General features: G+C 62.8%; 8 protein-coding genes. 7 read left to right on the forward strand and 1 reads right to left on the reverse strand.

Annotated features, from left to right (window positions below; all coding sequences use genetic code 11):
- The first annotated feature begins 57 nt into the window (after window positions 1–57).
- The 5 genes from infB to pnp all read left to right on the forward strand — a co-directional run bounded on the left by infB (window position 58) and on the right by pnp (window position 7,222).
- Complete coding sequence (gene infB, locus B2M20_RS00125) at window positions 58–2,676, forward strand: translation initiation factor IF-2 (RefSeq protein ID WP_079445083.1); 2,619 nt, start codon at window positions 58–60, stop codon at window positions 2,674–2,676.
- 152 nt (window positions 2,677–2,828) lie between these two features.
- On the forward strand, window positions 2,829–3,242 hold the full coding sequence (rbfA, locus tag B2M20_RS00130) for a 30S ribosome-binding factor RbfA (RefSeq protein ID WP_079445084.1): 414 nt from the start codon (window positions 2,829–2,831) through the stop codon (window positions 3,240–3,242).
- 5 nt (window positions 3,243–3,247) lie between these two features.
- Complete coding sequence (gene truB / locus B2M20_RS00135) at window positions 3,248–4,474, forward strand: tRNA pseudouridine(55) synthase TruB (protein WP_087881076.1); 1,227 nt, start codon at window positions 3,248–3,250, stop codon at window positions 4,472–4,474.
- A 2-nt stretch (window positions 4,475–4,476) separates the two neighbouring features.
- On the forward strand, window positions 4,477–4,746 hold the full coding sequence (rpsO, locus tag B2M20_RS00140; RefSeq protein ID WP_079445085.1) for a 30S ribosomal protein S15: 270 nt from the start codon (window positions 4,477–4,479) through the stop codon (window positions 4,744–4,746).
- 322 nt (window positions 4,747–5,068) lie between these two features.
- Complete coding sequence (pnp, locus tag B2M20_RS00145; RefSeq protein WP_079445140.1) at window positions 5,069–7,222, forward strand: polyribonucleotide nucleotidyltransferase; 2,154 nt, start codon at window positions 5,069–5,071, stop codon at window positions 7,220–7,222.
- Window positions 7,223–7,417: 195 nt separating this feature from the next.
- Here the strand turns inward: pnp and B2M20_RS00150 are convergent, their stop codons facing one another.
- On the reverse strand, window positions 7,418–8,332 hold the full coding sequence (locus B2M20_RS00150) for a LysR substrate-binding domain-containing protein (protein WP_079445086.1): 915 nt from the start codon (window positions 8,330–8,332) through the stop codon (window positions 7,418–7,420).
- A 253-nt stretch (window positions 8,333–8,585) separates the two neighbouring features.
- Between B2M20_RS00150 and katG the strand changes: the two genes are divergently transcribed.
- The gene (katG, locus tag B2M20_RS00155) at window positions 8,586–10,778 is read left to right on the forward strand and encodes a catalase/peroxidase HPI (RefSeq protein ID WP_079445087.1); all 2,193 of its coding nucleotides are present in this window, start codon (window positions 8,586–8,588) and stop codon (window positions 10,776–10,778) included.
- 341 nt (window positions 10,779–11,119) lie between these two features.
- Entirely contained in the window at window positions 11,120–11,716 is a 597-nt protein-coding gene (locus B2M20_RS00160) for a glutathione S-transferase family protein (RefSeq protein ID WP_079445088.1), read from the forward strand.
- The last annotated feature ends 43 nt before the right edge of the window (window positions 11,717–11,759 follow it).

Genomic DNA, 11,759 nt, shown 5'->3' on the forward strand with positions numbered 1-11,759 from the left:
ATTCTAACGACACCACCTGTGCGATCGCGTACAGCGCAACAAGATTGGGACCGCTGAATGGTTGATACGAAAAATCCTGGCGACAAGACTCTGAGCGTCAGCCCGTCCAAGACCTTGACGCTCAAGCCTCGCGTCGAGCAGGGCACCGTGCGCCAGAGCTTCAGCCACGGCCGTACCAAGCAGGTGGTGGTCGAAAAACGCGGCAAGCGTCGAATCGGCGGCGACTCTCCCAGCCCAGAACCGGTGGGAACCTCGGAGCCGGCCGCCCCCAGGACGCTGGCTCCCAAGGCTCCACCGGCTCGTGCCGCGACACCCGCCGCCCCGCGCTCGGGTTCAGGCGTCGTGTTGCGGAAGCTGACCGAGGACGAGCGCAGCGCGCGAGCGAGCGCCCTGGCGGGAGCCAAAGTGCGCGCCGAAGAAGAGCGCCGTATTGCGGAAGCCGAAGCTGCGCGGCGCAACAGCAAGGAAGGCATCGAACAGGCCGAGCGCGAGGCCGCCGAGGCTCGCCGCAAGGCCGAGGAAGAGCGCCATCGTCAGGAAGAGGAAGCCAAGCGCAAGGCCGAACTCGAAGCCAAACGCCGGTTCGGCGAAACCGAGACCAAGGCTGCACCGGCCAAGACCACGACCACCACCACGCGCGCGGCGCCTCCGGCGCGGCCGGCCGCTGTCGCCGCCGACGGCAGCGACGAGGACGAGGCTCCGCGCCTGGTCCGTCGTCCCGGCGGCGGCCCCGCCCGTCCTGTGATCGCACCGAAGCCGGCTGCCAAACCGGCGCCCGCCAAGCAACGCGGCCGTCTGACGCTAGCGACGGCGTTGAGCGCCGACGACGTGCGCGAACGATCGATCGCCTCGTTCCGCCGCCGCACCCAGCGCCTGAAGGGTCATGCCTCGAATGAACCGAAGGAAAAGCTGATTCGCGAGGTCATCGTGCCGGAAGCGATCACCATCCAGGAGCTCGCCAACCGCATGGCCGAGCGCGCAGTGGACGTGATCCGGATGCTGATGAAGCAAGGCGCGATGCACAAGATCACCGACGTGATCGATGCCGACACCGCGCAACTCATCGCTGAAGAACTGGGCCATACCGTCAAGCGCGTCGCCGCGAGCGACGTCGAGGAAGGCTTGTTCGATGTGGTTGACGATTCCACCGATACCGAGCCGCGCTCTCCGGTCGTTACCGTGATGGGCCACGTCGATCACGGCAAAACCTCGCTGCTCGATGCGCTGCGCCACGCCAATGTGGTGTCGGGCGAAGCCGGCGGCATCACCCAGCACATCGGCGCCTATCAGGTCGCCTCGCCGGAGAGCGGCAAGAAGATAACCTTCATCGACACGCCTGGCCATGCCGCGTTCACCGCGATGCGCGCCCGCGGCGCCAAGGTTACAGACATCGTCATCCTCGTCGTCGCTGCGGACGACGGCGTCATGCCGCAGACCATCGAGGCCATCAATCACGCCAAGGCCGCCAAGGTCCCGATGATCATCGCGATCAACAAGATCGACAAGCCCGACGCGAAGCCGGAGCGCGTGCGCACCGAATTGTTGCAGCACGAGGTACAGGTCGAATCGATGGGCGGCCAGGTCGTCGACGTTGAGGTATCAGCGAAGAACAAGACCAACCTCGACAAGCTGCTTGAAATGATCTCCCTGCAGGCGGACCTGCTCGACCTTAAGACCAATGCCATGCGCCCCGCCGAAGGCACCGTGATCGAGGCCAAGCTGGATCGCGGCCGCGGCCCTGTGGCCACCGTGCTGGTCCAGCGCGGCACGCTGCGGGTCGGCGACATTATTGTAGCCGGCGCCGAAATGGGCCGTGTCCGCGCACTGATTTCGGATCAGGGCGAGACGGTCGACGAGGCCGGCCCGTCGGTGCCGGTCGAAGTGCTTGGATTCAACGGACCGCCGGAAGCCGGCGACCGCCTTGCCGTGGTCGAGAACGAAGCCCGCGCCCGCCAGGTCACGAGTTATCGCGCTCACCAGAAGCGCGAAAACGCCGCCGCCAGCGCCTCGGGCATGCGCGGCTCGCTCGAGCAGATGATGTCGCAGCTCAAGACCGCGGGCCGCAAGGATTTCCCCCTAATCATCAAGGCCGACGTGCAGGGCTCGCTGGAAGCCATCCTCGGCTCGCTGGAAAAGCTCGGCACCGACGAAGTCGCCGCGCGCATCCTCCATGCGGGCGTCGGCGGCATCAGCGAATCCGACGTCACGCTGGCGGAGGGTTTCAACGCCGCGATCATCGGCTTCAGCGTTCGCGCCAACAAGGAAGCCGCGGCCGCAGCCAAGCGCAACGGCATCGAGATCCGCTACTACAACATCATCTACGACCTCGTGGACGACGTGAAGAAGGCGATGAGCGGCCTGCTCGCGCCGACGCTGCGCGAAACCATGCTGGGCAATGCCGAAATTCTCGAAGTGTTCAACATTTCGAAGGTCGGCAAGGTGGCTGGTTGCCGCGTGACCGACGGAAACGTGGAACGCGGCGCCAACGTCCGTCTGATCCGCGATAATGTCGTGGTGCACGAAGGCAAGCTGTCAACGCTGAAGCGGTTCAAGGACGAAGTGAAGGAAGTCCAGTCGGGCCAGGAGTGCGGCATGGCGTTCGAGAACTACGGCGACATGCGCGTCGGCGACGTTATCGAGTGCTATCGCGTGGAGACCATTCAGCGCTCGCTGTGAGTCCGAATCTCACAAGAGAGCTGCGTTAATTGGGATACGGCGTCATGGCCGGACGCGTTCCGGCCATCCACGTCTAAAGCCAGATATCTCGAGAAAGACGTGGATGCCCGCGACAAGCGCGGGCATGACGACTGTTTGAAAGACGCCGTTTCATGCCGCGCCATCATCAGCAAGCTAAACAACCCGGTGCCTCGCAGCGCCAGTTGCGCGTCGGTGAGACCGTGCGTCACGCGATCGCCGAAATTCTCACGCAGGGTCACGTGCATGATCCCGTGCTTGAAGGACGTCTCATCACGGTGCCCGAAGTCCGCATGTCCCCCGACCTCAAGCTCGCGACGATCTACGTGATGCCGCTCGGCGGTCGCGACACCACCGACGTGATCGAGGCGCTCGACCGCAACAAGAAATTCCTGCGCGGCGAGATCGCGCGGCGCGTTAACCTGAAATTCGCACCTGATATCCGCTTCCGCGCCGACGAACGATTCGACGAAGCGGAACGTATCGAGAAATTATTGAGAACACCTGCGGTGCAGAGAGACCTCGCACCGGATTCGGACGAAAGCTAACGATCATGACGATGCAAAACGGCACATTCGATTCGCCAATCGGCGAATCGGACGGGCCCGAGAAAAATAATTCTGATCGCGGAAATAATTTTTCCGACACATCGCCACATGACGAGGACAGCTCCCTCTCCCGCTCGGAGCTCGAAGAGAGCAGAACTCGCTCCGAGAGGATTGGGGTGGGCGAGTTTTCCTCGGCGACCCGTCAGACGAGTGAGGTTCGCCACCCCACCCCGCAAGCGGGAGAGGGAAGAAAGAAACAGAACAACCAGCCGCGCCGCGACAGGCGCGACGTGCATGGCTGGGTGATTCTCGACAAGCCCATCGGCATGACCTCGACCCATGCGGTGGCGGTCGTGAAGCGGCTGTTTTCGGCCAAACGCGCCGGGCACGCCGGCACGCTCGATCCACTGGCCTCGGGCGGTCTGCCGATCGCGCTTGGCGAAGCCACCAAAACCGTTCCTTTCGTCATGGACGGCCGCAAGCGCTACCGCTTCACGGTGCAATGGGGCGAGGAGCGCGATACCGACGACAGCGAGGGCCGGGTTACGTCGACAAGCGCGAACCGCCCCGATGCGGACGCGGTCCGGGCGCTGCTGCCACGCTTCACCGGCACGATCGAGCAGACCCCGCCGCAATATTCCGCGATCAAGATCCAGGGCGAACGGGCCTATGACCTCGCCCGCGACGGCGAGACCGTCGCTTTGCAGCCGCGACAGGTCGAAATTCACCAACTGACCCTCGTGGAACACACCGATGATGGCCGGTCCGCGTTCGAGGCCGAGTGTGGCAAGGGTACCTATGTGCGGGCACTGGCTCGCGACATGGGACGGATTCTTGGCTGTTACGGCCACATCAGCTCGCTAAGGCGGACGCTCGTCGGCCCGTTCGGCGAGGCGGACATGATTCCGCTGGAAGAATTGGAAGCTTTGTGCAATAGAGCCGCGTCCGGCGAGGGAAACCTCGCGGACGCTCTTCTGCCCGTTGAGACCGCGCTGGACGACATCCCGGCGCTGGCCGTCACTCGGGCTGATGCGGCAAGGCTCCATCGGGGCCAGGCCGTTTTGTTGCGCGGACGGGATGCACCCCAGAGTAGCGGCGTTGTCTATGTCACGGTGGCGGGCCGGTTGCTGGCCCTCGCCGAACTGGGGCACGGCGAACTCATCCCCAAGCGCGTGTTCAACCTGACCGGGCTGACAGCCAGTTCCGGCCGCAACGAAAACGAAAGAGGCTGACGATGTCGGTGACCGCCGAACGCAAAGCGGAAATCATCAAGTCCAGCGCCCGCAAGTCGGGCGATACCGGTTCGCCGGAGGTTCAGGTCGCGATCCTGTCGGAACGCATCTCCAACCTTACGAACCATTTCAAGAGCCACACCAAGGATAATCACTCCCGTCGTGGTCTCCTGAAGCTGGTCTCCACGCGTCGTTCCCTTCTCGATTATATCAAGAAGAAGGACGAGGCGCGTTACAAGGCTCTGCTCGAGAAGCACAACATCCGCCGTTGAGCAAAGTCCGCGCGCATCCTTGCGCGCTTGATGCGTGGACTGAATGTCCGCGCCATGTGTGTGATCTGCAAAAAACGAAATGCGCTTTTTGCAAACAGATCACGCCCAAGAAGAGCGTGTCCAGCAGCAATCCGGCGGCTGGGCGATGACGGGTCAAATGCCCGTACCATCGGAAGGATGGACGCCATTCAAGACCTGAAGACCATGGCAGGATCGCCGGACGCTGACACAACTACGATCGTTGTGGCCAGCGTCTCGCAATCTTGCGCATGGTCTTTGCGTCTGGCGTCCGTGCTTTCGTGAACCCATGAAAGACAACAAGATGTTCAACAAGCATTCAGTCGAGATCGACTGGGGCGGGCGTCCGCTCAAACTCGAAACCGGCAAGATCGCCCGCCAGGCCGACGGCGCCGTGATCGCCACTTACGGCGAGACCGTCGTGCTCGCTACCGTCGTCGCAGCCAAGGCGCCGCGCGAAGGCGTCGATTTCCTTCCGCTCACAGTCGACTATCAGGAAAAAACCTACGCTGCGGGCCGCATTCCCGGAGGCTATTTCAAGCGCGAAGGCCGGCCGACCGAAAAAGAGACGCTGGTTTCCCGCCTGATCGACCGCCCGATCCGTCCGCTGTTCGCCGACGGCTGGCGCAACGAGACCCAGGTCATCGTCACCGTACTGTCCCACGACATGGAGAACGATCCCGACGTCCTGGCAATGGTGGCTGCGTCCGCCGCGTTGACGCTTTCCGGCGCCCCGTTCAAGGGGCCGATCGGCGCGGCGCGCGTCGGCTTCATGAATGACGAATACGTGCTCAACCCGACGCTGGACGAAATGGTTGATACCCGGCTCGAACTGGTTGTCGCCGGCACCGCCGACGCCGTGCTGATGGTTGAGTCCGAAGCCAAGGAGTTGAGCGAAGACATCATGCTCGGTGCCGTGATGTTCGGCCACCGTCACTTCCAGCCGGTCATCAACGCCATCATCGAGCTGGCCGAGAAGGCTGCGAAGGAGCCGCGCGAAGTCAGCCAGGCCGACGACAGCGCGCTCGAGAAAGACATGCTCAGCCTGATCGAAGCCGACCTGCGCCCGGCTTACGCCATTGCCGACAAGCAGCAGCGCCAGAATGCCGTTGCCGCTGCCAAGGCCAAGGTCATCGCGCATTACTTCCCGGAGGGCCAGGAGCCGAAATACGACAAGCTTCGCATCGCCGGCGTGTTCAAGCACCTCGAGGCCAAGATCGTGCGCTGGAACATTCTCGATACCGGCAAGCGTATCGACGGCCGCGACGTCAAGACCGTGCGCAACATCGTCGCCGAAGTCGGCGTATTGCCGCGCGCCCACGGTTCGGCGCTGTTCACTCGCGGCGAGACCCAGGCGATGGTCGTGACGACGCTCGGCACCGGCGAGGACGAGCAGTACATCGACGCGTTGTCGGGAACGTACAAGGAAACCTTCCTGCTGCACTACAACTTCCCGCCCTACTCGGTCGGCGAGACCGGACGCCTCGGCGGCACCAAGCGCCGCGAGATCGGTCACGGCAAACTGGCGTGGCGCGCGATTCATCCGGTGCTGCCGCCGCATCACGAGTTCCCCTACACCATCCGCGTCGTCTCCGAGATCACCGAGTCCAACGGGTCATCGTCGATGGCCTCGGTCTGCGGCGCATCGCTTGCGCTGATGGATGCCGGCGTTCCCTTGAAGCGGCCGACCGCGGGCATCGCCATGGGCCTCATTCTTGAAGGCAGCCGCTACGCGGTGCTGTCGGACATTCTCGGCGACGAGGATCATCTCGGCGACATGGACTTCAAGGTGGCTGGCACCGAAAGCGGCATCACCTCGCTGCAGATGGATATCAAGATCGCCGGGATCACCGAGGAGATCATGAAGGTCGCGCTCGGTCAGGCCAAGGACGGGCGCATCCACATCCTCGGCGAGATGGCGAAAGCTCTGACCAACGCCCGCGCCGAGCTCGGCGAATACGCGCCGCGCATCGAAACCTTCAAGATTCCGACCGACAAGATCCGCGAAGTGATCGGCACCGGCGGCAAGGTGATCCGCGAGATCGTCGAGAAGACCGGCGCCAAGGTCAACATCGAGGACGATGGCACCGTGAAGGTGGCCTCGAACGACGGCGAAGCGATGAAGGCCGCGATCAAGTGGATCAAGTCGATCGCTTCCGATCCGGAGGTCGGCCAGATCTACGAGGGCACCGTGGTCAAGGTGATGGAGTTCGGCGCCTTCGTGAACTTCTTCGGCGCCAAGGACGGCCTCGTCCACATCAGCCAACTCGCGGCTGGCCGCGTGCAGAAAACCTCCGACGTCGTCAAGGAGGGTGAGAAGGTCAAGGTCAAGCTGCTCGGCTTCGACGATCGCGGCAAGACTCGGCTGTCGATGAAGGTGGTCGATCAAGAGACAGGCGAAGACATCGAGGCCAAACAGAAGGCCGAAGCGCCGGCACGCGAGGCCGCAGGCGAGTAGGCGTCGTCAGGCGCGGTCAAAGTTACGAAAGGGCGGCTTTGGAGCCGCCTTTTTTTGTTCCACTAAAGCGTTTTCAAGCGAAGTGGGCACCAGTTCGCGTAATGACACCGCGTCAGAAAAATCATAGAGCGCTTCTTTCGATTGAAACGCTTCATCGGAGTACAGCCAGCTCCTTCTCCCCCTTGCAGGGAAGGGTTAGGAGCCGTTCGTCGCAACACAATCCTTAACCACATCGCCGAGCGCCTCGAAATCGGCCTTGCGCGGAGAGGTCCTGCGGAAGGCCAGTCCGATGCTGCGGCCAGGTTGCGGCTCTTCCAGCCGTAGAAATTTCACGCGGCTGTCGCGCGCCTCGACATCGGCGGCGATCTGCGGGATCAGCGTCACGCCATAACCACCAGCGACCATCTGCATCACCGTGGCAAGGCTGGAGGCGCCGAATGTCATGCCGGTTGCGCCCGGCGTCGGCCCACGCGGGATCGTGGCGCAGAACGCCAGTGCCTGATCGCGCAGGCAGTGGCCGTCCTCGAGCAGGATCAGGCGCGACTGATCGATGTCTTGCGCGGCGACACGACGTTCGCAGGACCGGGGATCGCTTGCCGGAACCGCCAGCAGGAACAGGTCGTTGAAAAGTTCGAGCGTATCGATGTCAGGCTCGCCGAGCGGCAGCGCCAGCATGGCGGCGTCGAGCGCGCCGCCCTTGATCTCCTCGACAAGCAGCCGCGTCTGCGTTTCCCGCAGTTCAAGCTGCAACTCGGGAAACTTCGATTGCAGCGCGGGCAGGATACGCGGCAGCAGATACGGCGCCAACGACGGGATGATGCCAAGCGTTAGGCGTCCCGTCAGGGGGCTTGCGCGATGGCGGGCGAAATCGACAAGATCGCGCGCCGACGCCAGCACGTCCTCAGCACGGCGGGAGATCTCCCGGCCGAGCTCGGTCAGTAGCACCTCGCCGGGACGCCGCTCCACCAGCGTGACGCCAAGGAACTGTTCCAACTCCCGTATCTGCATCGACAGCGCCGGCTGGGTGATGGCGCAAGCCTCCGCGGCGCGTCCGAAATGACAGTGGCGCGCGAGCGCGGCGAGGTAGCGGAGCTGTCTGAGCGTGACCATTTTCGATCAGATAAGCTTATCACGGTGTGAAGGCAAATCGACTGGACCTTATCAAAAACTTCTCCCAAACTGCTGTCATCCTCGTGTTGCCGGAGGACTGCGGCACCGTCGGGCCTAACCTTTGTCACCATCAACGCCGGCACACCCGAACGGACAAGCATGGTTCCGCGTTGAGGCCTCCATCGGGTGACCGCGGCTTCTGGGTTGCCAAGGCAGCCATCGGCAACGCGACAGCACAGCATCGGAGACAATCATGGACGCAAAGACCAATGACAAAGGCGCGGGCAAGTGCCCTTTCGCGGGCGGTCACGGACACAGCAATCGTGACTGGTGGCCGGAGCAACTGGACGTTCAGGTCCTTCATCAGAAATCGAACCTGTCCGACCCGATGGGCAGGGACTTCGACTACGCCAAGGAGTTCGCCAGCCTCGACCTGAGCGCCGTCATCAACGACTTGAAAGCACTGATGACCGACTCCCAAGATTGGTGGCCGGCCGACTTCGGTCATTACGGCGGGCTGATGGTCCGCCTGGCGTGGCATAGCGCGGGAACATACCGCACCACCGATGGCCGCGGCGGCGCCGGCGGCGGTCAGCAGCGTTTCGCGCCGCTCAACTCGTGGCCGGATAACGTGTTGCTCGACCGCGCGCGACGTCTGTTGTGGCCGATCAAGCAGAAGTACGGCCGCAAGATTTCCTGGGCCGATCTCTACGTTCTCGCCGGCAACGCCGCGCTGGAATCGATGGGCTTCAAGACCTTTGGGTTTGCCGGTGGCCGTGCCGATGAATGGGAGCCGCAAGAACTGTTCTGGGGTCCGGAAGGAACGTGGCTGGGCGACGAGCGCTACAGCGGCGAACGCGAGCTTGCCGAACCGCTCGGCGCCGTGCAGATGGGCCTGATCTATGTCAATCCGGAAGGACCGAACGGCAAGCCAGACCCGATCGCAGCCGCCAAGGACATCCGCGAAACCTTCTTCCGCATGGCGATGAACGACGAGGAGACCGTCGCGCTCATCGCAGGCGGCCACACCTTCGGCAAGACCCATGGCGCAGGCGATGCATCGCTGGTCGGCCCGGCACCGGAATCGGCCGCGATCGAGGATCAGGGCCTCGGCTGGAAAAGCAAATTCGGCTCAGGCAAAGGCGCCGATTCAATCGGCAGCGGCCTGGAAGTCACCTGGACGCAGACGCCGACGAAGTGGGACAACAACTTCTTCGATACGCTGTTCAAATACGAATGGGAGCTGACCAAGAGCCCGGCTGGCGCTCATCAATGGCAAGCGAAAGACGCGCCCGCCATCACGCCTGATGCCTTCGACGGATCGAAGAAGCACGTGCCGACCATGCTGACCACGGACCTCTCGCTGCGCTTCGATCCCATCTACGGGAAGATCTCAAAGCGCTTCCACGAGAACCCGGACCAGTTCGCGGACGCCTTCGCCCGCGCCTGGTACAAGCTCACCCATCGCGACATGGGACCGCGCCAGCGTTATCTCGGTCCGCTGGTGCCGAAGGAGGTGCTAATCTGGCAGGATCCGATTCCTGCCGTGGACCACGAAGTCGTCAACGACAACGACATCGCCGACCTGAAAGCGAAAATCCTCTCATCCGGTTGCACCGTGGCGCAACTGGTTTCGACCGCCTGGGCCTCGGCCTCGACCTTCCGCGGCTCCGACAAACGTGGCGGCGCCAATGGAGCGCGCATCCGCCTCGCTCCGCAGAAGGACTGGGAGGTCAACCAGCCGACCCAACTGAAAGCAGTGCTGGCGAAGCTCGAAGAGATCCAAACCAAATTCAATGGCGCGCAGACGGGCGGCAAAAAGATCTCGCTCGCCGACCTGATCGTGCTCGGCGGATCGGCTGCGGTCGAGAAGGCGGCCAAGGATGCCGGGATCGACGTGAAGGTGTCGTTCACGCCGGGACGCATGGATGCGTCGCAGGACCAGACCGACGTCGACTCGTTCGCTCCGCTCGAGCCGCGAGCCGACGCCTTCCGCAACTACACCAACAGCAAGAAGCAGCAGTTCATGGCGCCCGAGGAAGCGATGGTGGACCGCGCGCAATTGCTGAAGCTGACGGGCCCCGAGCTGACCGTGCTGATCGGCGGTCTGCGCGTGCTCGGCACCAATGCCAGCGACTCCAAGCACGGCGTCTTCACCACCCGGCCGGGCAAGCTGACGAACGACTTCTTTGTCAACCTGCTCACCATGGATACCGAGTGGCAACCGGTTGCCGGTCAGGATGGCGTGTACGAAGGCCGCGACCGTAAGACCAATACGCTGAAATGGACCGGCACCCGCGTCGATCTGATCTTCGGCTCGCACTCCCAGCTCCGCGCGTTTGCAGAAGTCTATGCCTGCGCCGACTCCAGGGAAAAGTTCGCGAACGACTTCGCCGCCGCTTGGGCCAAGGTGATGAACGCCGACCGCTTCGATCTGAAGCCCTGATCGCAGCGATCACGCGGCGCGACGATTCTCGTCGCGAAATGCAGTTCAGCACAAAGCCCCTGCGATCACATCGCAGGGGCTTCGTCATCGATTCCGATATTTGAGAGCGGGATGGAAAACCGCTGCACACTTTTCCTCATCCCGCTCCAGTGTCGCGATATGGCGATCCCGTTCACTTACAAGGGGCTATCCAGCCCGCCACACCAACGGCCAAACGATCGCGGGATCATGATCCCGAAAAGTGGAAACCGGTTTTCGGACAAGATCATGCTCAACTAAAAGCAGATCAGGTCCGATTCAATGCAGGTGAAACAGACTCCGGAAGAAAGGATAACTGTTCGATGATGAAACTCTATTGGTCGCCGCGCTCGCGTTCGTTCACTACGCTCTGGCTGATGGAGGAAACCGGACAACCCTACGAGCGGGTCTTGATCGACATCTCAACCGGCGCGCAGAAAGCGCCGGAATTTCTCGCCATCAACCCGATGGGCAAGGTGCCCGCACTGACTGACGGCGACATTGCGACCGCCGAGGCGGCGGCGATCTGCGCCTATGTCACCGAGCGTTTTCCGGATGCAAAGCTAGCCCCGCCGCTCGGCGATGCGCGCCGTGCAAAATATCTGCAATGGCTGTTCTTCGGACCGAGCTGCATCGAGCCGGCATTGATCCAGATTTTCACCAAGCTCGAGGTGCCGTCGAGCACGGCCGCGTGGGGGAACGCCACTCAGGTGTTCGATGTGCTCGACAAGGCGCTGGAAAAGGGGCCGTGGATTCTCGGCAACGACTTCTCCGCCGCCGACATCGTAATCGGCTCCGGACTGAACTTCGCGATCCGCCAGTTCAAGATGGTGCCGCCACGGCCAGCCTTCGATCGCTACATCGACCGCTGCATGGCGCGGCCGGCGTTTCAACGTGCGGAGACAATCGCGGCAGGATGATTCAGCTTTTTCGCTTGTGAGAGAAGACGCAACTAACGCGCCG

The sequence above is a fragment of the Nitrobacter vulgaris genome (assembly GCF_002028545.1).
Classification (GTDB): Bacteria; Pseudomonadota; Alphaproteobacteria; order Rhizobiales; family Xanthobacteraceae; genus Nitrobacter; species Nitrobacter vulgaris.

Bases quoted from the DNA above. Each gene is read 5' to 3' on its own strand.
- B2M20_RS00160 (WP_079445088.1), top strand. From the start codon at position 11,120: ATGATGAAACTCTATTGGTCGCCGCGCTCGCGTTCGTTCACTACGCTC.
- pnp (WP_079445140.1), top strand. From the start codon at position 5,069: ATGTTCAACAAGCATTCAGTCGAGATCGACTGGGGCGGGCGTCCGCTC.
- rpsO (WP_079445085.1), top strand. From the start codon at position 4,477: ATGTCGGTGACCGCCGAACGCAAAGCGGAAATCATCAAGTCCAGCGCC.
- infB (WP_079445083.1), top strand. From the start codon at position 58: ATGGTTGATACGAAAAATCCTGGCGACAAGACTCTGAGCGTCAGCCCG.
- rbfA (WP_079445084.1), top strand. From the start codon at position 2,829: ATGCCGCGCCATCATCAGCAAGCTAAACAACCCGGTGCCTCGCAGCGC.
- truB (WP_087881076.1), top strand. From the start codon at position 3,248: ATGACGATGCAAAACGGCACATTCGATTCGCCAATCGGCGAATCGGAC.
- B2M20_RS00150 (WP_079445086.1), bottom strand. From the start codon at position 8,332: ATGGTCACGCTCAGACAGCTCCGCTACCTCGCCGCGCTCGCGCGCCAC.
- katG (WP_079445087.1), top strand. From the start codon at position 8,586: ATGGACGCAAAGACCAATGACAAAGGCGCGGGCAAGTGCCCTTTCGCG.